Genomic DNA, 26,203 nt, shown 5'->3' with positions numbered 1-26,203 from the left:
TCGAGCGGCGCGGTGACGTCCCTGATACTAAGCGTATGACGACTGTGATCGAAGAAGCGGTGGGCGGCATCGATGAGCATGGCGGGCGTCCGTTCCGGGGAGAACGTCGATCCCACCAGTTAGGCTGCGGCCTTGTCAGTCAGCCCGGTCCGTAAAGGGCGTCTGATCATTCGTCAACCCAAAGTACAGGCATCGGTGCGGTCGCACGAAACCGAATTAGTGAGTCGGCTGCAGACAGAAAAAGCCTCAGGCCGATGACCTGAGGCTTTTAGGAGCGCGCTCAGAGACTCAGCTATAGACCGGCCACTGCTCGACGATGCGCCCTCCCCGCACGGCCAGCAGGTCGCCAAATTGCAGCAGGATCGACTCGGACTGGGTCGGCCGCAGGAACACCTGGTCGTCCACCTTCAGGCCCACGGCGCTGGAGCCGTTGACCATCTCCTGGTTGGAACTGCGCCCGTACAGGCCGTTGAATTGCAGGCCACGGGGCGATTCGGGCTCGGCCATCCAGTTGCCGCCATAGACAAAGAAGGTCTCGCGCTGGTTCGGGTCCCACCAGGAGAACAGCTTCGACTTGTCGTCCAGCGCCGGAATCTGCACCGGGCCGGTGCTCTTGATCACCGGCGTGGCGATGAAGGCGGCGGGCTGGTGCTCCACCAGCGACGGCAGGTCGTAGTGGGTCGGCTTGACCAGCGCCGAACCCACCGACACCTCGGTGCTGGTGCGTTCGTTCTCGTGCATCTTGTAGCTCGGGCTGCCGGCGGTATTGAGCGTCAGGCCCGGCTTCCACAGCGTCGGGTGCTGGGTGCGGGCGTAGTCGACGAAGCCGTCGTAGAGCGTCATCACCTTGGCGAAGAGTTCTTCCGAGGAGCCGAGGACCTCGGGCACGCCCATGCCGACGAAGGGGTCGTAGCCCATGAAGCCGGCGAACTCCAGGTGCTGCGGGTTGGCGCCGATGATCCTGAGCATCCGGCCCAGGGTTTCGTGATCAGCCACGCCGCCGCGGTGCAGGCCGACGTCCAGTTCGATGTTGACCCGCAGCCGGGTGTTGCGCCCTTGCGCCAGCGCCAGGTACTGCTGCAGGCGTTCGGGGGTGTCGAGCAGCCATTGCAGCTGGGTGGTCGGGTCGAAGGGACCGCGCAGGTTCTCATAGAACTGCTGCGCCGAGCCCACCGGCAGTGGCTTGCCCAGCAGCAGGTCGGAATCGGGGAAGCGCTCGGCGTCGTGGTTGAGGAAGGGCTGGTGGAACGACATCATCCGCCGGGTGCCGGCGCGCCTGGCGATGTAATCGAGCAGTTGCGGCGACGGCAGGGACTTCTCCACCACGCGCAGGTGCTTGCCGGTGCGGGCCACCGACTGCATTACCACGTCGACGTTGTGATCCAGCCGGTCGAGGTCGATCAGCATCACCGGGCGCATCGGCCCGTGCTCGCGCAGCTCGCGGTTGAGCCGGGCGAAGTAGTCGTCATAGGGCGCGCCGTGGTCGCTCGGTCGCAGCCAGGCGCCGGCACCGGCGAGCAACACGCCCGCCCCCGCCGCGCCGACGATGAAGTTGCGTCGTTTCATGGTGATTCTTCCTTGTCAGGCCACGCCCAGGATCGATGACAGGTGGGCATTGAGAAACTTGCCCTGCGGGTCCAGCTCGCGGCGCACCTCGGTGAATTCCTTCCAGCGCGGATACAGCGGTTGCAGCGTGCGCGCGTTCAGCGTGTGCAGCTTGCCCCAGTGCGGCCGGCCGGCGTACTTCCAGAAGATCGGCTCGACGGCGGCGAAGAAATTGTGGTGGTCCATGCTGTAGTGCTGGTGCACGGAGATCGAGCAGCTGTCGCGCCCCTCGAACATGCTCAGCGGGATGTCGTCGGCCTTCACGTAGCGGTACTCGATGGGGAACCAGGTGCGCAGGTCCTTGTCGTTGATCAGCTTGAGAATCTCGCGCAGGCAGGCCGGGCCATGTTCGGCCGGGACCGAATACTCCATCTCGTTGAAGCGCACGTTGCGCACGTTGGCAAAGACGTCGTAGGAGTCGCCGATGCGGTCGTCGAAACTGGCGATGTGGCGCAGGCTGTTGAGCAGGAAGCGCCGCGCCACGGGGAAGTCGCTGCCGTACTTGTCCAGGCCCTCGATGATGCTGACGTATTCGTTGCCCCCCTCCTTGGCCGGGTCCAGCGGCGGCGTTGCCGGGTCGGTGGTCTCGTTGAGGGCGATCGACAGCGCGTAGTCGGAATGGGTCAGCACCTGCATTTCCCAGTGCTGGTTTTCGCGGGTGTTCTTTTCCACGTCCTCCAGCAGTTCTTCGGTGCTGGCGATCCACTGCCGTTCATGCAGGCGGAAGGCCGCGCGATTCTGCAGACGCACGCGGGTGGCGATGCCGAAGGCACCGAGGGACACCCGTGCGGCGTTGAACACCTCGGGATGGCGTTGGGCGTCGCAGTCCAGCACCTCGCCGCTGGCAGTCACCAGTTGCAGGCCGGTGACGTGGGAGGAATAGGAACCAAAGCCAACGCCGGTGCCGTGGGTCGAGGTGGAGATCGCCCCGGCCAGGGTCTGGTAGTCGATGTCCGACATGTTCGGCAGCGCCTGGCCGATCTCCTTCAGCGCCGGCCCCATGAGCGACATGGGCGTGCCGGCGGCGAATTCTGCCTGCAATGTGTCGGCGTCGTGGCCGAGCAGGCCATTGAAATAGGCCAGCGAAACCAGCGTGCCGTCGGTGGGCACCAGGGCGCTGAAGGAATGCGCCGAGCCCACCGGACGGACCTTGCCCTGGGCCTGGCGGATGACCTGGACCAGTTCGTCAAGGCTCTGTGGCGCCAGGCGAGCCGCCGGCAGGCAGCTCTGCCCGCCGGACCAGTTGCGCCAGGGAATCAGCCGTGGCGCACGGGCCAGCTCGGCTGCCAGCGGGCTGCTCGACAGCGCCGCGAATGCGCCGGCAATGCCCGCGTTCTGCAGCAGCTGACGGCGGGTGAGATGAATTGGCATCGAAGGAACCCCGCGCTTATTGGACCGACTGGCCGGACATGAAGGAAATCAGCGCGAGGAACTCCTCCTCCGAGCACTGCATGCACATGCCCATCGGCGGCATGCCCTTGAAGCCGTTGATGCTGTGGTCCAGCAGGCTGTCGGCGCCCTGGGCGACACGCGGTTGCCAGGCCTTCGCGTCACCGGTCTGCGGCGCTCCGGAGGCCGGGTTGGCGTGGCAGAGCTTGCAGCTGCTGTCATAGATCTTCGCCAGCGCGGGATCAGCGGGCGACAGGACGGCAGCGTTGCGGGCCACCGGCGGCGCGGCATCGTCGCCACAGCCGCCGAGCAGGCCGGTCAGGGCCAGCAAGGCAAGCGCAAGCCAGGGTGTTGCGGGTTTATGCATGGTGCTCCCCTTTTCTTCCCGCGCGCGGCGACGGCGCGGATTCTTGTTGTCATGGGTAGCTGGCAGGTTAAGGCGGGCAGCGGCCGCACCTGAGGGCATTACCGGCCAATAAGGGGGCTCTGAGCGGACAAGGTGGCGGTTTGGGTCCCTTGTCGGTTTCAGGATGCGCAGGGTCGTTCGAGTGCTATCCCTAATCCAGAGGGATGGCAATCTTTCCTACTGTCGAGGACCAGGCGCGCACAGATGCCTGGCCGGACGGCAACACCCCATAAGAACGATGGCGCCCCGCAAAGCCACGCAGACCGTGACGTGGCCGGTTCGCCGCCGCCGAAGGATTCCGGGCCGCCGCCCATCGCAGGCGCCCGCGATGTCGAGGTGCGCTGTATGCCTGATGATTCGCTTCACCTGCCCCTGATCCACGATGTGCTGGAACGTCTCAAGGCCACGCCCGGCGCCCTGCTGCCGGTGCTGCACGCCATCCAGGACTGCGTCGGCTACATCCCCGACGATGCCCTCCCGGAAATCGCCCACGCTCTGAACCTCAGCATCGCCGAGGTGCACGGGGTGATCAGCTTCTACCACGACTTCCGCACCACGCCGCCGGCCCGCCATACGCTGCGCCTGTGCCGGGCCGAGTCGTGCCAGAGCCGGGGCGCCGATGCCCTGGCCGCGCAGTTGCGCGAGCAGCTCGAACTGGACGACCACGGCACCAGCGCCGACGGCCGTATCGCCCTGCGTCCGGTCTACTGCCTGGGCGCCTGTGCCTGCTCGCCCGCGCTGGAACTGGACGGCCGGGTGCACGCGCGCCTCACCGCCGAACGCCTGCGCGAGCTGGTGAACGGTTGCCGGGAGGACGCCGCATGCTGAAGCTGTTCGTTCCCTGCGATTCGGTGGCCCGCGCGGTGGGCGCCGACGAAGTGACCGACGCCCTGGTCGCCGAGGCCGAGCGCCGCCAGCTGCCGCTGGACATCCAGCGCACCAGCTCGCGTGGCCTGTACTGGCTGGAGCCGCTGCTGGAGCTGGAGAGCGACGCCGGCCGGCTGGGCTTCGGCCCGCTCACGGTCGACGACGTGCCAGCCCTGCTCGATGCGCTCGGCGGTGACCCGGCCAGCCATCCGCTGGCCCTGGGCCTGGTGGAAGAGCTGCCCTACCTGAAGAGCCAGCAACGCCTGCTCTTCGCCCGCGCCGGCATCACCCGGCCGCTGTCGCTGGACGACTACTGCGCCCACGGCGGCTTCGCAGGCCTGGCCCGCGCCATCGGCATGGACGGCGCCGAGGTCGTCGCCGCGGTGCTCGATTCCGGCCTGCGCGGCCGTGGCGGCGCGGCCTTCCCCGCCGGCATCAAGTGGCGCACGGTGCGCGATGCCGCCGGCAGCCAGAAGTACGTGGTGTGCAACGCCGACGAAGGCGATTCCGGCACCTTCGCCGACCGCATGCTGATGGAGGGCGATCCCTTCCTGCTGATCGAGGGCATGGCCATCGCCGGCCTCGCTGTCGGCGCAAGCATGGGCTACCTCTACGTGCGTTCGGAATACCCGGACTCCATCGCCACCCTGAACCAGGCACTGAAGCTCGCCCGCGACGCCGGCTTCCTCGGTGAAGACGTCTGTGGCAGCGGCCGCACGTTCGAGCTGGAAGTGCGCGCCGGCGCCGGCGCCTATATCTGCGGCGAGGAAACCGCCCTGCTGGACTCGCTGGAAGGCAAGCGCGGCGTGGTCCGAGCCAAGCCGCCGCTGCCCGCGCTGCAGGGTCTGTTCGGCCTGCCGACGCTGGTGCATAACGTGCTCACCCTGGCCTCGGTGCCAATCATTCTGGCGAAGGGCGCAGCGTTCTACCGCGACTTCGGCATGGGCCGCTCGCTGGGCACCATGCCCTTCCAGCTGGCCGGCAACGTCCGTCACGGCGGGCTGGTGGAACGCGCCTTCGGCCTGACCCTGCGCGAGCTGGTGGAGGGCTACGGCGGCGGCACTGCCAGCGGCCGCCCGCTGAAGGCCGCGCAGGTCGGCGGCCCGCTGGGTGCCTGGGTGCCCCCGTCGCAGTTCGACACCCCGCTGGATTACGAAGCCTTCGCCGCCGTCGGCGCCATGCTCGGCCACGGTGGCGTGGTGGTGGCCGATGACCGCCTGGATATGGCACGCATGGCACGCTTCGCCCTGCAATTCTGCGCGGAGGAATCCTGCGGCAAGTGCACGCCCTGCCGCATCGGTTCGACCCGTGGCGTGGAGGTGGTAGACCGGCTGATCGCCGCCACCGACATCAGCGCCCGCGAAGAACAGGCGCAGTTGCTCAGCGACCTCTGCGACACCCTGCAATACGGCTCGCTCTGCGCCCTCGGCGGAATGACCGCCTTCCCCGTGGCCAGCGCCCTCAAGCACTTCCCCGCCGACTTCGGTCTGGCGACTTCGGAGGCCGACCAGTGATCAACTACTTCGATCCCTCCTCGTCTGCTGGCAGCGCCAGCGACATCGACTTCGGCACACCCGCGCGCGACAGCGACGTGCAGGTCAGCCTGAGCATCGACGGCCGCGAGATCAGCGTGCCCGCCGGCACCTCGGTGATGCGTGCCGCCGCCCTGCTGGGCACGACCATCCCGAAACTCTGCGCCACCGACAGCCTGGAAGCCTTCGGCTCATGCCGCATGTGCCTGGTGGAAATCGACGGCATGCGCGGCTACCCGGCCTCCTGCACCACGCCGGTGAGCGAAGGCATGGTGGTGCGCACGCAGACGTCGAAGCTGGCTGACTTGCGGCGCAACGTGATGGAGTTGTACATCTCCGACCACCCGCTGGACTGCCTGACCTGCTCGGCCAACGGCAACTGCGAACTGCAGACCGTCGCCGGCCAGGTCGGCCTGCGCGAGGTGCGCTACGGCTACGACGGCGCCAACCACCTGAAGGACCAGAAAGACGTCTCCAACCCCTACTTCGACTACGACCCGAGCAAGTGCATCGTCTGCAACCGCTGCGTGCGCGCCTGCGAGGAAACCCAGGGCACCTTCGCCCTGACCATCGAAGGGCGCGGCTTCGAGTCCCGCGTGGCGGCGGCCGGGGGCGAGAACTTCCTCGACTCCGAATGCGTCTCTTGCGGCGCCTGCGTGCAGGCCTGCCCCACTGCCACGCTGATGGAAAAGAGCGTGGTCGAGATCGGTCAGCCGGAACGCGCCGTCATCACCACCTGCGCCTACTGCGGCGTGGGTTGCTCCTTCCGCGCGGAAATGAAGGGCAACCAACTGGTGCGCATGGTCCCGGACAAGAACGGCCAGGCCAACCACGGCCACTCCTGCGTCAAGGGCCGCTTCGCCTGGGGCTACGCCACGCACCCGGACCGTATCACCAAACCGATGATCCGCAAGCACATCGGCGACCCCTGGCAGGAAGTCAGCTGGGACGAAGCCGTCACCTACGCCGCCAGCGAATTCCGCCGGATCCAGACGAAATACGGGCGCGACTCCATCGGCGGCATCACCTCCAGCCGCTGCACCAACGAAGAGACCTACCTGGTGCAGAAGCTGGTGCGCGCGGCATTCGGCAACAACAACGTCGATACTTGTGCGCGGGTCTGCCACTCGCCCACTGGCTACGGCCTCAAGCAGACCCTGGGCGAATCCGCCGGCACCCAGAGCTTCGACTCGGTGATGCAGTCCGACGTGGTGCTGGTGATGGGTGCCAACCCCACCGACGCCCACCCGGTGTTCGGCTCGCAGCTCAAGCGCCGCCTGCGCCAGGGCGCGCAGCTGATCGTCATCGACCCGCGGCGCATCGACCTGGTCGATTCGCCCCACGCCCGCGCCGAGCTGCACCTGCAACTGCGCCCCGGCACCAACGTCGCCATGCTCAACGCGCTGGCCCATGTCATCGTCACCGAGGGCCTGGTCAAGCAGGACTTCGTCGACGCACGCTGCGAAGCCAGTGACTTCATCCGCTGGCGCGATTTCGTCAGCCTGCCGGAGAACGCCCCGGAAGTGCTCGGCCCGGTGTGCGGCGTGCCCGCCGAAGAGATCCGCGCCGCCGCGCGCCTCTACGCCACCGGCGGCAACGCGGCGATCTACTACGGCCTGGGTGTCACCGAGCACAGCCAGGGCAGTACCGCCGTGATGGGCATCGCCAACCTCGCGATGGCCACCGGCAACGTCGGCCGCGAGGGCGTTGGGGTGAACCCGCTGCGCGGGCAGAACAACGTGCAGGGCTCGTGCGACATGGGCTCCTTCCCCCATGAACTGCCCGGCTACCGGCACATTTCCAACGAGACGGTGCGCAGCCAGTTCGAACAGGCCTGGGGCGTGACCCTGCAGCCCGACCCCGGCCTGCGCATCCCCAACATGTTCGAAGCGGCGCTTGGCGGTACCTTCAAGGCGCTGTACTGCCAGGGCGAGGACATCGCCCAGAGCGACCCCAACACCCAGCACGTCACCGCCGCCCTTTCCGCCATGGAGTGCGTGGTGGTGCAGGACATCTTCCTCAACGAAACCGCCAAGTTCGCCCACGTGTTCCTGCCGGGCAGCTCCTTCCTCGAGAAGGACGGCACCTTCACCAACGCCGAGCGGCGCATCTCCCGTGTGCGCAAGGTGATGGAGCCCCTCGGCGGCAAGGCCGACTGGGAAGATACCGTGGCCCTGGCCAATGCCCTGGGCTACCCGATGAACTACACCCATCCTTCGCAGATCATGGACGAGATCGCCCGCCTGACGCCGACCTTCACCCGCGTCAGCTACGCCGAACTGGACCGCCATGGCAGCCTGCAGTGGCCGTGCAACGATGCCGCACCGGACGGTACCCCGACCATGCACATCGAGCAGTTCGTGCGCGGCAAGGGGCGCTTCATGCTCACTGGCTACGTGCCCACCGAGGAGAAGGTCAACGCCCGCTACCCGCTGCTGCTCACCACCGGGCGCATCCTCAGCCAGTACAACGTCGGTGCGCAGACCCGACGCACCGACAACGTCGCCTGGCACGAGGAAGACCGCCTGGAAATCCACGCCAGCGACGCCGAGAGCCGTGGCATCAGCGACGGCGACTGGGTCGGCGTGGGCAGCCGCGCCGGGCAGACGGTGTTGCGCGCCAGGGTCAGCGAGCGCGTGGCGCCGGGGGTGGTCTACACGACCTTCCACTTCCCCGAATCGGGCGCCAACGTGATCACCACCGACAACTCCGACTGGGCCACCAACTGCCCGGAATACAAGGTTACGGCGGTGGAGGTGGTGCGCGTGTTCCAGCCTTCGGAATGGCAGAAGCGCTACCAGGCGTTCAGTGACGAACAGCGGCGCCTGCTCAAGGAGCGCCGCCACGCCCAAGGCGAGAAGGCCGAAAAAGCCGAGAAAGTCGAGAAAGTCGAGAAAGTCGAGGTCCGTCGATGAGCGTCGAGAACCTGATCAAGATGGCCAACCAGATCGGCCAGTACTTCTCCACCGAATCGGACCATGCCCTGGCGGTCCACGGCGTGCAGCAGCACCTGCAGAACTTCTGGACGCCGGCCATGCGCCGCGACCTGAAGGACTGGCACGTCAATCATCCCGGCACCGAGTTGCATGCCCTGGTGCAGGCGGCGCTGACGGAAACGGCGCAAGCCTGACCGACCACACCGCACCCGGCCCGTGCGCCGGGTCGGGTGCGGCAGACCTCAGGCGTGCTTGCCCGAAGCCGTCTCGGCCGGCACCGCGTACTGCGGCTTGAGCTTGCCGTCCGCATCGAGCAGCCAGGCATCCATGATCTCGCGCACCACCGGCCCGGCCACACGCCCGCCGGCCTCGCCGTTCTCGATGGTCACCGAGACCACGATGGAAGGCTCGGCCGCCGGGGCGAAGCCGACGAACAGCGCGTTGTCGCGGTGGCGCTCCTTGGTCTTCAGGCGGTTGTAGCGCTCGCCCTGGCGGATCGCGACGATCTGCGCGGTGCCACTCTTGCCAGCAATGCGGTATTGCGCGCCCTGCCCTGCGGCCCGCGCGCCGCCGCCCGGATCGTGCATCACCAGCTGCATGCCGTAGTTCACCGCCTCCCAGTCGTGGGGATTGCTCAGGTGGATGTCGGGCATGGGGTTGGCATCGACGACGTCTTCGCCGCCCACCGATTCGGCCAGCCGCGGCCGGTGCCAGGCGCCCTTGCTGGCGATCAGCGAGGTCGCTTCGGCAAGCTGCAGCGGCGTCACCTGCATGTAGCCCTGGCCGATGCCGAGGATCACTGTCTCGCCGGGGAACCAGGCCTGGCGCCGGGTGGCGCGTTTCCATTCGCGGGACGGCATCAGGCCGGGGGATTCCTCGGCCATGTCGATGGACACCTTGCTGCCCAACCCGAAGCGCGTCAGGTAATCGTGCATGCGATCGATGCCGAGCTTGTGCGCGACGTCGTAGAAGTAGGTGTCGTTGGAGCGTTTGATGGCCGTGCTCAGGTCCACCCAGCCGTCGCCGCTGTGGTTCCAGTTGCGGTACTTGTGGTCGTAGTTGGGCAGCTGGAAGTAGCCCGGATCGAACACCCGCGTGGCCGGTGTGATGGTGCCGGTATCCAGCCCGGCGATGGCCACCACCGGCTTGATGGTCGAGCCCGGCGAATACAGCCCGCGCAGCGCCCGGTTGAACAGCGGCCGGTCGATGGAGTCGCGCAGCTGCGCGTACTGCGCCGAGCTGATGCCGTTGACGAACAGGTTCGGGTCGAAGCTCGGGTTGCTGACCATCGCCAGCACCTGGCCGGTGTTCGGGTCCAGCGCCACCACCGAGCCGCGGCGATCGCCCAGGGCCTTTTCGGCGGCCACCTGCAGGTCCACGTCCAGGCCCAGCACGATGTTCTCGCCGGCTACCGGCGGCACCTTCTTCAGCACGCGCATGACGCGGCCCTGGGCATTGGTCTCGACTTCCTCGTAGCCGACGTGGCCGTGCAGCTGCGGCTCGTAGAAGTGCTCGATGCCGGTCTTGCCGACGTACTCGGTGCCGCGGTACTCGGTGCTGTCGAGCCGCGCCGCCTCGCGCTCGTTGATGCGCCCAACGAAGCCGACCGAATGGGCGAAGTGCTCGCCGTAGGGATAGTGGCGAACGAACTCGGCATCCACATCGATACCCGGCAGCTTGTAGCGATTGACCTCGATGAGGGCGATCTGCTCCTCGCTCAGGTCATGCAGGATGGCGACCGGCTCGAAGGGATGGCGGCTCTTCTTCAGCGCCTTGTCGCACTGCAGGCGCTGCTCGGGGCTCAGGTGGAGGATATCGGTCACCTGGTCCAGCACCGCCTGTGAATTGCCGGCGCGCTCTCGGGTCAGGGTGAGGTTGAAGCTGGGCAGGTTCTCGGCGAGTACCTTGCCGTTGCGGTCGAAGATCAGCCCGCGCTCCGGGGGGATCGGCAGGACGTGGATGCGGTTGTTCTCGGAGACGGTGGCGTTGGTCGCGTAGTCGGTGACCTGGAGGAAGTACATCCTCGCCACCAGGGTCACGCTCATCAGGGCCACGAGCGCACCGCAGGCGATCAGGCGGCGGTTGACCAGCGTCGCCTCCTGCTGGTGGTCCTTGAGTTTGATCGGATCGTGCATCGGGATTCCAGAAGGTCCCCATCGACCCGGTGAAAAGCGCTTCGCCCCTGCCGTGCAGGGGAGCTTTCCGATCGATGCGGCCTGTTTGCAGCAGAGTGGGAGCGAAAGGAAGCGGGCATCGCCAGACGCGGGATCATCACGCGCCAGCTGGCACACCGGCGCGGCATGGTACCAGACTGGCAGGCCGGATTCTGACCGGTAGTCGAGGCGCTCCCCTGCGCGCCCTCAGAGCCCGGCGATCCCCGCCTTGGCGACCTGCGCGTCCTGTTCCGCGCGGACGCCGGAAACGCCGACCGCGCCCACCACCTGCCCGCCCACGAGGATCGGCACGCCACCTTCGAGAGAAGTCAGCAGCGGCGCGCTGAGGAAGGCCGTGCGGCCGCCATTGACCATGTTCTCGTACTCGCGGGTTTCGCGCCGGCCGATCGCCGCGCTGCGCGCCTTCTCGGCGGCGATGTAGGCACTGGCCTGGGCGCAGCCGTCCAGGCGCACCAGCGCCAGCGGGTGGCCGCCGTCGTCGGCCACGGCGATGCACACCGCCCACCCCTGGCGCCGGGCTTCGTCGGTGGCGGCGGCGACAATACGGGTGACGTCGGTCTGGTCGAGTACGGCTTTGTGTTGCATGCAATCTCTCTCGTGAAACGGCGCATCGCGCCGGGTGGGAAGCGGGGAAAGTCAGACCACAGAGCCTTCCGGCGGCTGCTCCAGCACCGCCACGACCACGGCGCTGCCGACGATCAGCACGATGCCGACCAGCGACAGCAGGCTGAGCACCTCGCCCCAGATCACGTAGCCGAACAGGCTCGCCCAGATGATGCTGGTGTAGGTGTACGGCGCCAGCGTGGCGGCATGGGCGCGGCGCACGGCGATGGTGAACAGCAGCTGGCCGAGGGTCGCGAGCAGGCCGAGGGCGAGCATGAAGCCGAGGTCCGGCAGGCTTGGCGTGCTCCAGGAAAACGGCAGCGTGGCGCCGGTGACCAGGGTGCCAACCACAGTGAAGTACAGCACCGTGGTGGTGGAATCGTCGGTCTCGCGGATGCGGCGGATCTGGATCATCGACAGCGCGCCGAAGAAGGCGCTGGCCACCAGCAGGCCCGGCCCGACCAGACTGGCCTCGGCGTTATCCGGTTTGACCACCATCAGCACACCGACGAAGCCCAGAACCGCCGCCAGCGCGTTGCGGGGCAACAGGCGCTCGCCCAGCAGCAGCGGCGCCAGCACGATCACCAGCAGCGCCTCGGAATAGGCGATGGAGATGGCCTCGCTCAGCGCCACGTAGGGCAGCCCGGCGAAGAAGAGTGCCGACGAGCCCAGCAGGGTCACCGCGCGGATGCTCTGTCCGCGCACGTCCAGTTGCCGCCAGCGCTGCGCCAGCGGCCGGCCGCGCAGGCAGAGGAGAAACGCCGGCAGCACGCCGAAGGCCATGCGGAAGAAGGTCACCTCGTTGGCCGGGTACTTCAGCGCCACCACCTTGGCCAGCGCATCCACCACCGCGAAACAGAACATCGACAACAGCATCAGACCCACGCTGCGCATGGCATGGCTGCGGGGGGCGACGAGGGTCAGCTGGGGCATGTCGTGATCTCCTGTTGTTCGAGGTGAATGTCCGCGGTGAATGCCCGTGCTTCAGCGAGAGCCGAAGCGGCTGGCGAGGAAGGGCGTCACCGGTACGCTGGTGACGACGTCACTGGCCTGCTCGGCGAGCAGCTGGCCAGTGATCGCGCCGAGGGTCAGGCCGATGTGGCCGTGGCCGAAGTTGTAGAAGACCTGCGGCAGGCGCCGGGACGGGCCGAGCACCGGCATGCTGTCCGGCACCGAGGAGCGGAAGCCCATCCACTGCGACACCGGCTCGTGCTGCAGGCGCAGGAAGCGCCGCGCGCCACGGGTCAGGTAGCGGTAGCGCGCCGGGCTCGGCAATGCATCCAGCCCGGCGAACTCCACCGTGCCGGCAATTCGCAGGCCCTGCGCCATGGGCGTCATGTAGAAGCCGCCGGCACCCCAGCACACCGGGCGATTGAGCACCTGCCCGGCGTGACCGAAGAGCACGTGGTAACCGCGCTCGGTGTCCTGCGGCACGCTGTCTCCCAACTGGTCCACCAAAGTCCTCGACCAGGCGCCGGTGCACAGCGCCACGCGGTCGGCCGCCAGTCGCTCGCCGCTCGTCAGTTGCGCCTGCACCGCATCCCTGCCCTGCCCGGCCGGCTCCAGGCCCAGCAGCTCGCCACGGCGGAACTCGCCGCCCCTGGCAAGGAAACGCTCGAACAGACGCAGGCTCAGCGCATAGGGATCTAGCGTGCGGCTCACGCCGGGCAGCTCCACCGCGCAGCTCGCGCGGGCGTTGAGCGCCGGTTCCAGCTCGCGCAGTTCGGAGCCCTCGACGAATCGGATCGGCACCTCGAAGCGCCGGTGGTAATCCACCATGGCCTGCGCGTCCCCGCGCTCATGGGCTTCGAAGATGTACAGCGAGCCGTCGTGGCGGATCAGGTCGTTGGCGCCGGTCTCGTCGAACAGACCCTGCCAGGCCCCCATGCAGGGGCGCAGCAGGGTGTTGAGGTCATGGCCGATAGCTTCCACGCGATCGCGCCGCGAGGCCGCCAGGAACTGCAGCAGCCAGGGCGCGATGCGCGGCAGGTAGGCCGGGCGGATCGCCAGCGGGCTGTCCGGGCGCAGCAGCATGCCCGGCGCCTTGCGCCAGATGCCGGGTGTGGCCACCGGCTCCACCGAGTAGGTGGCGAAGGTGCAGGCATTGCCGAACGAGGTGGCGAGACCTGGCGGATTGCGGTCCAGCAGGGTCACGCGGAAGTCGCGGCTTTGCAGTTGCAGCGCAGTGGCCAGGCCGACCACGCCGGCGCCGACCACCAGGGCGTGGCGGCGCAGGTCGTTGGGCTGGGTCATTTGCCGCTCATCACGCGGGTCCACAGGCGAGTGCTCATGCGCATCCCGGACGGCGACAGGGTCTTGATCGGGAACAGGGTGTCGAGCACTTCCTGCGGCGGGTAGACGGCCGGGTTGCTGCGCAGCTCCGCGTCGACGTACTGGGTCGCGGCGGCGTTGCCGTTGGGGTACTGCACGGCATTGCTGATGTTGGCGATCACTTCCGGCTGCAGCAGGTAATTCATGTAGGCGTAGGCGTTGTCCAGGTGCGGCGCGCCCTTGGGAATGGTCACGGTGTCTACGGCTATGGTGCTGCCTTCGCGCGGCAGGCTGTAGCCGATCTTCACGTTGTTGCCGGCCTGTTTGGCGGTGGTCATGGCCTGCAGCACGTCGCCGCTGAAGCCGATGGCGACGCAGATGTTGCCGTTGGCCAGGTCGCTGACGTACTTGGACTGGTGGAAATAGCGGATCGACGGACGCACCGCCTGCAGTGCGGCTTCGGCGGCCTTGAAGTCGTCCGGGTTCTGGCTCGCCGGGTCGCGGCCGAGCACCTTGAGGGTGATGGGCACCATCTGGGTGGCGTTGTCGATCACCGCGATGCCGCACTGGGCGAGCTTCTCCGCGTTCTTCGGATCGAACAGCAGCTGCCAGCTGTGGGTGACGTCGGTGTTGCCGAAGATGGCCTTGATCTTGTCTTCGTTGTAGCCGATGCCGACGGTCACCCAGAGGTAGGGAATGGCATAGCGGTTACCCGGATCGTTGGCCTCGAGGATCTTCATCAGCTTGGGGTCGAGGTTCTTCCAGTTGGGCAGCTTGCTCTTGTCCAGTTCCTGGATGGCGCCGGCCTTGATCAGGCGCGGCAGGAAGTGGTTGGACGGACTGGCCAGATCGTAGCCGCTGGCTCCCGTCATCAGTTTGGCTTCGGTGGTCTCGTTGCTGTCGACGAGGTCGTAGGTAGTCTGGATGCCGGTCTGCTTGGTGAAGTTCGCCAGGGTGTCTTCGGCGATGTAGCCGCTCCAGTTGGCGATGGTGACGGTCTGCGCCGCCTGGGTGGTGCCGGTCACTGCTGCGAGTGCGAGGCCTGCCAGGGTGAAGCTGGCCGGAGTCTTGGAACGATTGATCATGCTGCCCTCGGTTTTTTTGTTCTTGGCGATAGTTTTCTGGAGATGGTCTTCATGGATTGTCGTGCGGGGGTAAAGCGATGAATCAGGCCTCGGCGCGTGCGCGGCGCACTTCCCAGGCCATGCGCAGCGAGGCGCCGATATCGAAGAACGGGCTGGGCGGCAGGTAGCCGGGGCTTGCCTGCGCCAGCACGTCGGCCATCACGGGCGAGCTGTCGCCCACGGCCATTTCCACCAGCAGGCGGCCCCACAGGGTGCCGCGCGCCACGCCCGAGCCATTGCAGCCGGCCACCGCGTGCAAGCCCTGGTCGACGCGGGCGAAGTACGGCTCGCCAGAGCGGGTGCCGCTGAGGTGGCCGGTCCAGCTGTAGGCGATGTCGGCTTCGATGATGCCGGGGAAACGCTTCTGCAAACCGCTCAGATGACGGCGACGGCGCTCGGCCAGCGCGTGGTTGTCGAGGTCGCGATGACGGTATTCGACGGTGTTGCGGATCAGCAGCCGGCGGCCCGGCAGCAGGCGCACGGTACCGCCGCCGGGCAACGGCGCGAGCACGCCCCACTGGCGCTCGCCGAACAGCGACTGCCAGCGCGGCTCGTCCAGCGGGCGGGTGATACTGGCGCTCAGTTCCAGCGGGAAGGCCCCGCTGTCGTGCAGACCGGCGCGGGCGATGAAGGCGCCCAGACAGACCAGCACCTGTGGCGCATGCACTTCGCCTTGCTCGGTACGCGCCACCCAACCCTGGCCGCTGCGGCGCAGGTCGGTCACGCCGCTCTGCTCGAAGACTTCCACCGACGCCGGCAGGTTCTCCGCCAGGCCCTTCACATAGCGCCCCGGTTGCAACAGCGCGTTACCGCCGGAGCAATGAATGGCCCGCGCATAGAAGCCACTGCCGAGCCGTTGCTCCAGCGCCGCACCTTCGTAGTAGCGAGCGCTGGCGCCGACCGAGGCCAGCGTGGCGAGGATACCGTCGACATCGCCCAGGTGCTCGGGCTGGTGGGCGGCGAAGTGATAGCCGTCTTCGAAAAGCTCACAGTCGATACCCAGCGCGGCGATGTGCTGGCGGACTTCCTGCGCCGCTGCGATGCCGATGCGCGAGGCGACCTGGTACGCGGCGTGGCCGGGCTGCCCGAGGCGTTCGCTGGCGGCAGGCAGTTCATGGGCCACGACGAACCCGGAATTGCGCGCCGAGGCGCCCTGGGCGATGCGCTGGCGCTCCAGCAACACCACGCGCCGCTGCGGGAATCGCGCCGCCAGTGCATGGGCAGCAGACAATCCGGTGATGCCGCCACCGATGATCAGCCAGTCCGCCCGCTCGGTGCCGCTGAGCGTCGGCCGTGCGGGCAACTCGCCCGCCAGGGCGATCCAGCCACAGTGATTGTTCATTGCCCGGCACTCCTTCACAATCCATGCGCCGGGCGTATCCAAGCGATTTCCCTGACGGCGCGTCATGCCCAGAATCTACGGGCAGTTACGCTGGAGGCACCAACGCTCATTTTTCATCCTGGTATTCCCATCTCGCATAGATCGGCGCATAGATCGCGCACGGAAGGGTCATGGACAAACTGCTTCGCGTTCCCTCCCTGCAGGCACTGCAGGCCCTGGTACAGGTCGCCGACTCCGGCAGCTTTACGGCCGCCGCGAAACAGCTGCACCTGACCCAGAGCGCCATCAGCCGACAGGTGCAGCAACTGGAGGAGTACTACCGCGTGCCGCTGTTCGATCGCACCAGCCGCAAGGTGGCGCTGACCGACGCCGGCCGCGAAGTGCACGCGGTGGCCGAGGGCATGCTCCAGCAACTGCTGCGCCTGGAGGAGCGCCTCGCCCCGGCCTCGGCGGAGCGGCCCTTCCGCATCCGCATCTTCGTTTCGCTGGCGGTGCGCTGGCTGCTGCCGCGCCTGAGCTCCTTCTACTCGCGGCACCCGGAGCTATGCCTGTCCATCGAGACGGTGGGCGGCGAAGTGGTGGACGACGGCGGCGACTGCGACGCCTACGTGCTCTACCTGCCCAGCGGCAGCGACCCGCAGGGCCGCACGCTGATGCCGCTGTATGACGAATACCTGATCCCGGTCTGCGCCCCACGCCTGGATGACGGCCAGGCGCCGCCGCGTTCGCTGGAAGAGCTGGCGCGCCACCCGCTTATCCACGCCTCCAGCGGCGGCCTTGAATGGCCGCAGTGGCTGCGCGCCCAGGCCGCACCGCCGCCAACTTCGTTCAAGCACATGCTGTTCAACCTCGACGACCTCGCGCTGGACGCCGCCACCCGCGGACTGGGCGTCGCCATGACCGACCGCCTGCTGGCCCACGACGCCCTGCAGCGCGGCGACCTCATCGTGCCCTTCGGCGAGGCGCTGAAAACTGGCGGCCGCTATGCCCTCTGGCTGCGCGACAGCGGCGCCGCGCACCCGGCCTGCCAGCCGGTGCTCGACTGGTTCGAGGAGCAGCGCAATCAACTGGAATACTGAAGCGCTCTGGCCTGCCGGCAGAAGTGGTGCGACAATCGCCCAAATTAGTTAACAGAAGAAACCTTATTGCCATGACGAAGAAGAGCCGCGCCCCCGAGGGCGACGAAGATCAGGGCGCAGGCGCCGTCGCGCCGGCCTCTCCGCTGGACAACTACGTCGGCTACGCCCTGCGTCGTGCGCAGCTGATCGTCTTCCAGCACCTGGTGGACGAGCTGGCAAGGTTCGACCTGCGCCCGGCGCAGTTCACCGCCCTGGCCATAATCGACAGCAACCCGGGGCTGATGCAGGCCGACCTGGCGCGCGCGCTGGGCGTGGAGCCACCGCAACTGGTGCCGCTGCTGAACAAGCTGGAAACCCTGGCCCTCGCGGTGCGCGTGCGCTGCAAGCCGGACAAGCGCTCCTACGGCCTGTTCCTCAGCAAGGCCGGCGAAACGCTGCTCAGGCAGCTCAAGGAAGTCGCCCTGCAAAGCGACTTCGCCGCCACCTCCCGCCTCTCCGAGTCCGAGCGCGAACAGCTGCTCGCTCTGCTGCAGAAGATCCACGGCGCCGACTGATCCAGCCGGCACTCTACTCCCCGCCTCTATTTGCCCGACTCCGTTCACCGGCCCTGCCGGAGGGCGGAGCGTGCCGTTGACGAATGTCGCCAAGCCTCCTAGCATCGCAAAACTAGTTAATTTCATTAACTAGTTTCCGCCGAACAACAACTAGAAGAGCATCCCCGGCATGAGCGATACCACACCCGCTTCCGCAGCGCGCCCGAGCGCCGCCACACCACTCACCATCCTGCTGTGCTTCATCGTCGCCCTGCTCGAGGGCATGGACATCCAGTCGGCGGGCATTGCCGGCCCGGGCATCGCCGCCCACTTCGGGCTGGACAAGGCGCAGCTCGGCTGGGTGTTCAGCGCCAGCATCCTCGGCCTTTTGCCCGGCGCCTTCGCCGGCGGCTGGCTGGCCGACCGCATCGGCCGCAAGCGTGTACTGACCGTTGCCGTCGCACTGTTCGGGCTGTTCTCGCTACTCACCACCCAGAGCTGGAACCTCGACAGCCTGCTGCTGGCGCGCTTCATGACCGGCCTGGGGCTGGGCGCCGCGCTGCCCAACCTGATCGCCCTCACCTCCGAGTCCGCCAGCAATGACCGCCGGGCCACGGCGGTGAGCCTGATGTATTGCGGCGTGCCGCTGGGAGGTGCGCTGGCCTCGCTGGCAGGCATGTTCGCCACGCCGGAGCGCTGGCAACTGGTGTTCCACCTTGGCGGCTGGGCGCCCTTGTTGGTAGCGCCGCTGCTCCACTTGCGGCTGCCGGAATCGGCGGCTTACCAGCATCAGGTCGATGAGGGGCAACGCACGGGCATGGCACAGGGCCTGTTCGGTAACGGGCAGGCAGTGCCGACACTGCTGCTGTGGCTGAGCTGCTTCTTCACCCTGATGGTGGTCTATCTGCTGCTCAACTGGCTGCCCTCGCTGCTGATCGGCCAGGGCTTCAGCCGCCCCCAGGCCGGCAGCGTACAACTGCTGCTGAACCTGGGCATGGCGCTGGGCTCGGTGCTGGCCGGCGTGCTGCTGGATCGCTGGCGACCGGCCCTGCTGGTGGCGCTGATCTATGGCGGCATCCTGCTGACCCTGGCCGCGCTGGGTTCCTTCGAAGGCTTCGCCGGCATGCTGCTGGCGGGCTTCGCCGCCGGCTTCTTCGTGCTGGCCGCGCAGCTGGTGCTTTATGCCCTGGCGCCGCAGTTTTACCCCGCCGGCATCCGCGCCACCGGCGTCGGCTCGGCGGTTGCCGTCGGCCGCCTGGGCTCCATCGGCGGCCCGTTGCTGGCCGGGCAGATGCTCGCCAGCGGCAGCGGCACTGCCGGCCTGATGGGCCTCGCCGCGCCCGGCGTACTGATCGCCGCAGCGGGAATCATCCTGCTGCTGCGCCACCGGCCGACCCACGAATAACCCCCACGCCCGTGGGCGCGCCCACGGGCCACATTGCCCTAGGAAACCCCATGAGCCTGCCCGGACTTTTCAGCGCCTTCGACGATGCCCTGCTCGTCGAAGCCGTACGCACTCCCTGGATCGACTATCGCGGCGCCCTCGCCGCCGTCTCACCCACCGACCTGGGCATCTTCGCCGGGCGCAGCCTGTTGCGCCGCAGCGCGGTGGACCCGACCGACATCGACAGCGTGCTGGCCGGTAACATGGCCCAGGCCAGCTTTGATGCCTACATGCTGCCGCGCCACATCGGCCTGTACTGCGGCGTGCCGCAGCAGGTGCCAGCGCTGGGCGTGCAGCGTATCTGCGGCACCGGCCTTGAGCTGCTGCGCCAGGGCGCCGAGCAGATCCAGCGCGGTCAGGCCACCAGCGTGCTCTGCGTGGCCGGCGAATCCATGTCGCGCAATCCCATCGCCAGCTACAGCCATCGCGGCGGTTTCGCCCTCGGCCAGCCGGTGGAGTTCAAGGACTTCCTCTGGGAAGCCCTGTTCGACCCGGCCGTCGGCCTGAGCATGATGCAGACCGCCGAGAACCTCGCTCGCCGCCACGGCCTGCGCCGCGAGGAGGTGGACGCCTACGCCCTGCGCAGCTTCCAGCGCGCCCTGCAGGCGCAGGCGGACGGTTGGTTCGCCGGCGAGATCGAGGAGGTGCGTGAGCAGACCTTCGAGCAGGCGGGCCTGGCGCCGCGCCACTTGAAGCTGTTCGGACGCAACGCTGAAGCCGCCCAGGACAGTCATATCCGCGAAACCTCCGCCGAGGCCCTGGCGCGCCTGGGCGCGATCTATCCCGAAGGCGTGCAGACCGCCGGCAACAGCTGCGCGGTGGTCGATGGCGCGGCGGCCGCATTGCTGATGTCGACCAGCGCCGCAGCGGGCCGCCCCGTGCTGGCACACCTGCGCGCGGCAGCGGTGATCGGTGTCGACCCGGCGGTGATGGGCATCGGCCCGGCCCCGGCGATTCGCCTCCTGCTGCAGGGCAGCGGGCTGCGCCTGGATCAGATCGGCCACATCGAGATAAACGAGGCCCAGGCCGCCCAGGTGCTCGCCGTGCAGCGCGAACTGGAACTGGACGACGAGCGCCTGAACCGGCACGGCGGCGCCATTGCCCTGGGCCATCCGCTGGCCGCTACCGGCCTGCGCCTGGCACACACCGTGGCCCGCCAGATGGCCGCCAGCGGCCAGCGCTACGGCATCGCCTCGGCCTGCATCGGCGGTGGCCAGGGTATGGCCGTGCTGCTGGAAAACCCGCGCCCCGCCGCGTTCAACTGACCCGCAACCCCAACCGTCGGGCCCCATGGCGCGGCGGTTTTCTCCCCGAAACGACAACGGGCCACCCTGCTTGCACAGGGTGGCCCGTTCGATTGTCGCCGGCTCAGGAAGCGCTGATCGCCCTCGGGTCTTCGCCGCGGTACAGATGCTCGATCAGCTCCGCACGCGAAGCGAGGATCGCGCGCTGATTGAGCGAGCCCTTGTCGGTGATTTCACCCTTGTCGATCGAGGGCGCCTCGTCCAGCAGCGCCACCCAGCCGAAGTAGTTGGCGTTGCCGGTGGCCTGCAGGTTGAGCTGCGCCAGCCAGTCGGCGAACCAGGCACGCACCCGCGCGCTGCCCAGCACCTCGGCATCGCTGGCCTCCCGACCCAGACCGGACAGCGAACGACACTCGGCCAGACGCGGAAACACCAGCAGCGCCAGGCCCGGTCGGTCCGGCGCCAGCACCACCACGTCCTGAACATAGCGCGACCCGGCCAGCACAGCGCGGGTACGCAGCGGCCCGACATTGACGAACACCCCGGAGGACAGCTTGAAGTCCTCGGCCAGGCGGCCGTCAAACATCAGCCCCAGCTGCGGGTTGCTTTCATCCGCCAGACGCAACGCATCGCCGGAGCAGTAGTAGCCCTCCTCGTCGAAGGCTTCGGCATTCTGCTCAGGGTTGCGCCAGTAGCCGCGCATCAGGTTAGGCCCGCGATAGCGCGCTTCCAGCTTGCCCTCCACCGGCACCAGCTTGACCTCGCAACCGGGTGCCGGCAGGCCGACATAACCGGCCACCGACAGCGGCCCGGTGGTGAAGGTGCAGGACGGTGCGGCCTCGGTCATCCCTAGGCCAGCCATCATGCGGATGCGCTCGCCACAGTGGGCTTCAGCCAGTCGGTCGAGGCGATCCCAGATGTCCTGGGACAGCCCGGCAGCGGCGAAGAAGAACAGGCGGATATCCGCGAAGAAGCGCTCGCGCAGGTCGGCATCCCTTTCCAGCGCACTGGCCAGTTCCTCCCAGCCGCGCGGCACGGTGAGGTAGGCCGTCGGCGAGATGTCCTTGAGGTTGCGCAGGGTCTCGGCAAAGCCCTGCGGTGTTGGTCGGCCGCCGTCGATGTAGAAGCTGCCGCCGTTGTACAGCGCGATGCCCAGGTTGTGGCTGCCACCGAAGGTGTGGTTCCACGGCAGCCAGTCCACCAGCACCGGCGGCTGCCGGGCGAACTCGGGGAAGGTCTGCAGCAGCATCTGCTGGTTGGCGCAGAGCATGCGCTGGGTGGTCGGTACCGCCTTGGGCAGCTTGGTCGAACCGGAGGTGAAGAGGAACTTGGCAATCGTCTCGCCATCGGTGGCGGCGAAGGCGGCATCCGCCTCGCTGCAATCGTCCGCGTCCAGAAGCTCGGCGAAAGGTCGGCAACGCCTTCCCGGCACATCACCGCGACCGAACAGCAGCGGCAGTTCGGCATCCAGCACCGCTTCGATAGCGCGGGCGTAGGGCCCGGCATCGGCGGCGAACACCAGCCCCGGCTGCAGCAACTGGACGATGTGGCGCAGCTTGGCGAAGTCCTGGGACACCAGCGAATAGGTCGGCGACACCGGGCAATAGGGAATCCCGGCGTACATCGCGGCGAAGGCCAGTTGCAGGTGTTCCAGGTCGTTGCCCGAGAGGATCAGCAGCGGCCGCTCCGGGCCAAGCCCGTATGCCAGCAGGTTCTGGGCGATGCGCCGGGTGCTGTCGAGCATCTGCGCATAGCTGATGCGGCGCCACTGGCCAGCGTCATCACGGGCCGCAACGAAAGTCTGTTGCGGGCGCTCGGCAGCCCAGTGCTGCAGGCGTTCCAGCAGGCGTTCGGGCAGCGGCGCGAGGGCTTCGCGGGCACGCAGGTAGAGGGTGCCGTCAGCCTTGCGGCGGACCTCCACCTGCGGATGGCCGATGGCGACCCGCCGGTAGCCCACAGGGGAGTTGGATGCGACATTCATGAGAGCGTCTTCCGTAAAGGCACGCCACCGCGCCCAACGGCGCGGTGGCGGGAATATTGTTCTTGTTCTGCCCGGCGTCCTGCCGGGCATTGGTATCCGCAGCCCGAATCAGCCGGTCAGATGGGATAGTGGCGCGACGCGGTCTGCAGGGTGATCCAGCGCAACTGGGTGAAGTGGTCGATGGCGGCACGGGAGCCGAAGCTGCCGTAGCCGCTGGCCTTGACCCCGCCGAACGGAATCTGCGCCTCGTCGTGCACGGTCGGCCCGTTGATGTGGCAGATGCCCGACTCGACGCGCCGCGCCAGGTTCAGCGCACGCGCCTGGTCACGGCTGAAGATCGCCGCCGACAGGCCATACTCGCTGTCGTTGGCCACCCGCAGGGCCTCTTCGTCGCCGTCCACACGAATTACCGAGAGCACCGGGCCGAAGGATTCCTCGGCATACAGGCGCATCTGCGCGGTCACGCCATCGAGCAGCGCCGGTTGCATCACCGCGCCTTCGAAGTCGCCACCGCAGAGCAGGCGTGCGCCCTTCTCCACGGCATCGTCGATCAGCCCGCGAATGCGCAACGCGGATGCGCCGTCCACCAGGCTGCCGAGCACCGAAGCCGGGTCGGCGGGATGGCCGGCGCGCAGGCTGGCGGCCTTCTTCGCCAGGCGCGCGACGAGGTCGTCGGCGACGCTCCGGTCGACGATCAGCCGCTCGGTGGACATGCAGATCTGCCCCTGGTTGAAGTAGCCGCCGAAGGCCGCCGCCTCGACGGCTGCATCCAGGTCAGCGTCGTCCAGCACCAGCAGCGGCGCCTTGCCGCCCAGCTCCAGCAGTGCCGGCTTGAGGTGGCGCGCACACAGCTCGCCGATGACTCGGCCGACGCGGGTCGAGCCGGTGAAGTTGACGCGCTTCACCGCCGGGTTGGCGATCAGCCTTTCCACCAGCACGGCGGCGTCTGCCGGGGCGTTGCTCAGGACGTTGACCACGCCGTCGCCCAGTCCCGCGTCGTGCAGCACCTGGCCGATCAGCCGGTGTACCGCAGGGCACTGCTCGGAAGCCTTGAGCACCACGGTGTTGCCACAGGCCAGCGCCATTGCCAGGGCACGCGTGGCGAGGATCACCGGAGCGTTCCAGGGGGCGATGCCAAGCACAACGCCGGCCGGTTGGCGCATGGCCATGGACAGCGAGCCGGGCACATCGGAGGGGATCACCTCGCCGAGAATCTGCGTGGTCATGCCAGCGGCCTCGCGCAGGATGCCAGCCGCCAGATGCACGTTGAAGCCATACCAGTTGGCCATGGCGCCGGTCTCCCGTGCGCCCGCGGCGATAAGCTCGGCACTGCGCGACTCCATCAGCCGCGCGGCTTCCAGCAGGCGCGTGCGGCGCTCGCCGGGGCCGAGCGCCGACCAGGCGGGAAAGGCCGCAGCGGCTGCAGCTACGGCGGCATCGGCGTCGTCGACGGTGGCAGCGGCAGCGACGCTGGCGGGGGTGCCGCTCAGCGGGTCGAGCCGGGTGAAGGTGCGACCATCGCTGGCCGGCAAGGCGCGGCCGCCGATCAACAGCGAGACTTGGTTCATGCAGCGTTCCTCTTGTCGTTGTTCTGGCCGCGGGGCACGGGCCCCGCGGCGGCTGCTCAGCGGCGGTAGGCTTGCAGGCCCGGCTTGATGCTCTTGTCATCGAGGAACTGCTTGAGCCCCTGCTCGCGGCCATGCTCCGGATCACGCAGCTGGGCCTGGTCGAGCTTGGCGTAAAGGTAGTCCTCGCTCTGCTCCCAGGTCAGCTCACGGCAACGCTTGAAGCCGTTCTTCGCCGCGCGCAGCACCACCGGGTTCTTGTCCAGCAGGTCGGCGGCCAGTTCCAGCACCGCGTCGCGCAATTCAGCCAGCGGCACGCTGCGGTTGACCAGGCCCATCTGCGCTGCCTTGCGGCCGTCGAAGGTCTTGCCGGTCATGATGTAGTACAGCGACTCGCGGTGGCCCACGGTGTCGGCCATGGCCTTGCTCACCAGGTTGCCCGGCGGGATGCCCCAGTTGATTTCCGACAGGCCGAACACCGCCTCGTCCGCGGCGATGGCCAGGTCGCACGCCACCAGCGGGCTGAAGCCACCGCCGAAGCACCAGCCGTTGACCATGGCGATGGTCGGCTTGGAATACAGGCGCAGCAGCTTCCACTGCCATTCGGAGGCGTCGCGACGAATGCGTTCCTGGAGGATTTCCGGGCCGGCGTCCACTTCGCGGAAGTACTCCTTGAGGTCCATCCCCGCAGTCCAAGCGCTGCCGGCACCGGTCAGCACCAGCACACGGGCATCGGCGTCCTGCTCGACGGTCTCCAGTACGTCGCGCATCTCGCGGTTGAGCGTGGGGCTCATGGCGTTGCGCTTCTCCGGACGGTTCAGGGTGACCCAGGCGATGCCGGCATCCACTTCAACGGTGACGGTCTGCCAGCGGCCTTCGTACTTGTTCATGTCTCACCTTTTGCTCTTGTTGTGCTTGGTGGAAAACAAGCTATGCGGGAAATATAGTTATGTCAATTAACTATTTTCACAAACCGCCAACACCGCCATGAGCCGTTCGCGGACGGCGGGAGCAATCGGTTCAGCGCGCAGTACGCCCGCTTCGTCCCGCGCCCAGACACGCTCGTCATGCCCTTCCACACGCAGTTCGCCATCGGCGCCGCGCAGCCGGTGGCGCAACGCGAAACTGCTGCGCCCGAGGCGCACCAGGTCGGTTTCGATGGACAGAAGATCAGCGAATCTACTGGGCTTGAGGAACTTCGAGCGGGTTTCCAGCATCGGCCAGCCGAGTATACCGTGGCGCTTCATGGCTTCGCCCAGGGGCACGCCGAGGCCGCCGAAGAAGGCATCGGTGGCACGGTTGAAGTAGGCGAAATAGTTCGGATAGAAGACGATGCCCGCTGGGTCGCAATCGCCCCAGCTGACTTCGAGGTGGATGACGCTGGCCATATGTTCAGTCTCGTTCCGCGTGAAAGTTAATTAACACGATTAACGATATGGACGAGTCACGGCAGCGTCAACGTCGAATCAGGGTGCCAGGCCGTCGAACAGGGTCTGGGTCAGCTGGCGCACCCGTGCGCTGTGGGCGGCGAGGTCGGGCTTCTCGTCCTGCACCAGGCGCATGAACAGCATCGAGGAGTAGTCGTTGAGGAACCAGGCGACGAACTCCACGTCCACCTTCGCACTGAGCAGGCCGCGCGCCTGCAAGTCACGCAGCAGCACGGCGATCTCGCCGGCGAGATGGGCATTGAGCGTAGCCACCGCCTCCGGCCGCGTGGCCATCAGCCCCAGCGGAGGCAATTCGCGCCAGATGGAGATCGGCAGCACCTGCAGCTCGTGGCGGACGATCAGCGACTCCAGGTGGCACATGGCGTCCACTGCATTGTCGAAGGCCGGCATCTGCAGCCGGGCCTCGGTCACTGCCTGGCGGTCGGCGCGCTCGACAACGGCCAGGAGGATGTCCTGCTTGCTGCCGAAGTAGTTGAACACCGTAGGCGTCGACACCCCGGCCTGACCGGCGATCTGCTCCACGGTAGTGGCCGCGAATCCCTGTGCCTCGAACAGCGCCAGCGCCGCTGCGGTGATCGCATCGCGCCGCTGTTCCTTCTGCCTTTCCCGCAATCCGCTCAACTGCCCTCCTCCCTCTGTCGGTGACCGTCACGCTGCAAG

22 protein-coding genes are annotated in these 26,203 nt (G+C 67.6%); 8 read left to right on the top strand and 14 right to left on the bottom strand.

The annotated features are described in order from the left end of the window. Positions 1-288: 288 nt before the first annotated feature. The 3 genes from IB256_RS30000 to IB256_RS29990 all read right to left on the bottom strand — a co-directional run bounded on the left by IB256_RS30000 (position 289) and on the right by IB256_RS29990 (position 3,361). On the bottom strand, positions 289-1,497 hold the full coding sequence (locus IB256_RS30000) for a DSD1 family PLP-dependent enzyme (RefSeq protein ID WP_192295334.1): 1,209 nt from the start codon (positions 1,495-1,497) through the stop codon (positions 289-291). Positions 1,498-1,581: 84 nt separating this feature from the next. Next, entirely contained in the window at positions 1,582-2,976 is a 1,395-nt protein-coding gene (locus IB256_RS29995; RefSeq protein WP_412547980.1) for a D-arabinono-1,4-lactone oxidase, read from the bottom strand. A gap of 16 nt (positions 2,977-2,992) precedes the next feature. Continuing rightward, complete coding sequence (locus IB256_RS29990) at positions 2,993-3,361, bottom strand: c-type cytochrome (RefSeq protein ID WP_081518385.1); 369 nt, start codon at positions 3,359-3,361, stop codon at positions 2,993-2,995. Between the two features lie 384 nt (positions 3,362-3,745). On the opposite strand from IB256_RS29990, the gene IB256_RS29985 reads away from it, so the two are divergent. From IB256_RS29985 to IB256_RS29970, 4 genes are read left to right on the top strand one after another with little or no spacing between them, the layout of a single operon-like run. Further along, positions 3,746-4,228 (top strand): formate dehydrogenase subunit gamma, encoded by a 483-nt coding sequence (locus tag IB256_RS29985; protein WP_192404960.1) that lies wholly within the window; start codon positions 3,746-3,748, stop codon positions 4,226-4,228. After that, on the top strand, positions 4,222-5,781 hold the full coding sequence (locus tag IB256_RS29980) for a formate dehydrogenase beta subunit (RefSeq protein WP_192404959.1): 1,560 nt from the start codon (positions 4,222-4,224) through the stop codon (positions 5,779-5,781). Before IB256_RS29985 ends, IB256_RS29980 begins: the two co-directional genes overlap by 7 nt. Continuing rightward, positions 5,778-8,714, top strand: a complete 2,937-nt coding sequence (fdhF, locus tag IB256_RS29975; protein WP_192404958.1) for a formate dehydrogenase subunit alpha — start codon at positions 5,778-5,780, stop codon at positions 8,712-8,714. The genes IB256_RS29980 and fdhF overlap by 4 nt, the downstream gene beginning before the upstream one ends. Further along, on the top strand, positions 8,711-8,929 hold the full coding sequence (locus tag IB256_RS29970; RefSeq protein ID WP_192224475.1) for a formate dehydrogenase subunit delta: 219 nt from the start codon (positions 8,711-8,713) through the stop codon (positions 8,927-8,929). The genes fdhF and IB256_RS29970 overlap by 4 nt, the downstream gene beginning before the upstream one ends. 48 nt (positions 8,930-8,977) lie before the next feature. Here the strand turns inward: IB256_RS29970 and mrdA are convergent, their stop codons facing one another. The 6 genes from mrdA to IB256_RS29940 all read right to left on the bottom strand — a co-directional run bounded on the left by mrdA (position 8,978) and on the right by IB256_RS29940 (position 16,249). Further along, entirely contained in the window at positions 8,978-10,870 is a 1,893-nt protein-coding gene (mrdA, locus tag IB256_RS29965) for a penicillin-binding protein 2 (protein ID WP_192295321.1), read from the bottom strand. A gap of 225 nt (positions 10,871-11,095) precedes the next feature. Continuing rightward, a complete protein-coding gene (locus IB256_RS29960; RefSeq protein WP_192295320.1) occupies positions 11,096-11,494 on the bottom strand; it encodes a heme-binding protein in 399 nt (132 codons plus the stop codon). Between the two features lie 51 nt (positions 11,495-11,545). Continuing rightward, positions 11,546-12,445, bottom strand: coding sequence for a DMT family transporter (locus tag IB256_RS29955; RefSeq protein WP_192224472.1), 900 nt, complete (start codon positions 12,443-12,445; stop codon positions 11,546-11,548). A 51-nt stretch (positions 12,446-12,496) separates the two neighbouring features. Beyond that, a complete protein-coding gene (locus tag IB256_RS29950) occupies positions 12,497-13,765 on the bottom strand; it encodes an NAD(P)/FAD-dependent oxidoreductase (RefSeq protein ID WP_192404957.1) in 1,269 nt (422 codons plus the stop codon). Next, the gene (locus IB256_RS29945; protein ID WP_192404956.1) at positions 13,762-14,868 is read right to left on the bottom strand and encodes a polyamine ABC transporter substrate-binding protein; all 1,107 of its coding nucleotides are present in this window, start codon (positions 14,866-14,868) and stop codon (positions 13,762-13,764) included. The genes IB256_RS29950 and IB256_RS29945 overlap by 4 nt, the downstream gene beginning before the upstream one ends. Positions 14,869-14,950: 82 nt before the next feature. Then, complete coding sequence (locus tag IB256_RS29940) at positions 14,951-16,249, bottom strand: NAD(P)/FAD-dependent oxidoreductase (protein ID WP_192404955.1); 1,299 nt, start codon at positions 16,247-16,249, stop codon at positions 14,951-14,953. A gap of 170 nt (positions 16,250-16,419) precedes the next feature. On the opposite strand from IB256_RS29940, the gene IB256_RS29935 reads away from it, so the two are divergent. The 4 genes from IB256_RS29935 to IB256_RS29920 all read left to right on the top strand — a co-directional run bounded on the left by IB256_RS29935 (position 16,420) and on the right by IB256_RS29920 (position 20,570). After that, positions 16,420-17,328, top strand: coding sequence for a LysR substrate-binding domain-containing protein (locus IB256_RS29935; protein ID WP_192404954.1), 909 nt, complete (start codon positions 16,420-16,422; stop codon positions 17,326-17,328). A 71-nt stretch (positions 17,329-17,399) separates the two neighbouring features. After that, positions 17,400-17,882 carry a MarR family winged helix-turn-helix transcriptional regulator gene (locus IB256_RS29930; RefSeq protein WP_081518397.1) on the top strand — a complete coding sequence of 161 codons (483 nt, stop codon included), beginning with the start codon at positions 17,400-17,402 and terminating at the stop codon, positions 17,880-17,882. A gap of 169 nt (positions 17,883-18,051) precedes the next feature. Then, on the top strand, positions 18,052-19,266 hold the full coding sequence (gene mhpT, locus IB256_RS29925) for a 3-(3-hydroxy-phenyl)propionate transporter MhpT (RefSeq protein WP_192295315.1): 1,215 nt from the start codon (positions 18,052-18,054) through the stop codon (positions 19,264-19,266). 50 nt (positions 19,267-19,316) lie between these two features. After that, positions 19,317-20,570 carry a thiolase family protein gene (locus IB256_RS29920; protein WP_192404953.1) on the top strand — a complete coding sequence of 418 codons (1,254 nt, stop codon included), beginning with the start codon at positions 19,317-19,319 and terminating at the stop codon, positions 20,568-20,570. A 103-nt stretch (positions 20,571-20,673) separates the two neighbouring features. Here IB256_RS29920 and IB256_RS29915 read toward each other — a convergent pair whose 3' ends face one another. The 5 genes from IB256_RS29915 to IB256_RS29895 all read right to left on the bottom strand — a co-directional run bounded on the left by IB256_RS29915 (position 20,674) and on the right by IB256_RS29895 (position 26,164). Then, positions 20,674-22,530, bottom strand: coding sequence for a feruloyl-CoA synthase (locus IB256_RS29915; RefSeq protein WP_192404952.1), 1,857 nt, complete (start codon positions 22,528-22,530; stop codon positions 20,674-20,676). A 116-nt stretch (positions 22,531-22,646) separates the two neighbouring features. Next, positions 22,647-24,098 (bottom strand): aldehyde dehydrogenase, encoded by a 1,452-nt coding sequence (locus IB256_RS29910; protein WP_192404951.1) that lies wholly within the window; start codon positions 24,096-24,098, stop codon positions 22,647-22,649. 56 nt (positions 24,099-24,154) lie between these two features. After that, positions 24,155-24,985 (bottom strand): p-hydroxycinnamoyl CoA hydratase/lyase, encoded by an 831-nt coding sequence (locus IB256_RS29905; protein ID WP_081518402.1) that lies wholly within the window; start codon positions 24,983-24,985, stop codon positions 24,155-24,157. Positions 24,986-25,051: 66 nt separating this feature from the next. Beyond that, positions 25,052-25,483 carry an acyl-CoA thioesterase gene (locus IB256_RS29900; protein ID WP_081518403.1) on the bottom strand — a complete coding sequence of 144 codons (432 nt, stop codon included), beginning with the start codon at positions 25,481-25,483 and terminating at the stop codon, positions 25,052-25,054. A 78-nt stretch (positions 25,484-25,561) separates the two neighbouring features. Then, positions 25,562-26,164: a TetR/AcrR family transcriptional regulator gene (locus IB256_RS29895; RefSeq protein ID WP_081518404.1), complete on the bottom strand. Its 603-nt coding sequence runs from the start codon at positions 26,162-26,164 to the stop codon at positions 25,562-25,564. Positions 26,165-26,203 lie beyond the last annotated feature (39 nt).

The organism is Pseudomonas sp. PDM17 (assembly GCF_014851985.1).
In the GTDB taxonomy this organism is placed as follows: domain Bacteria; phylum Pseudomonadota; class Gammaproteobacteria; order Pseudomonadales; family Pseudomonadaceae; genus Pseudomonas.
The sequence above is the reverse complement of the archived record's forward strand: the minus strand, read 5'-3'. Positions and strand labels throughout refer to the sequence as shown.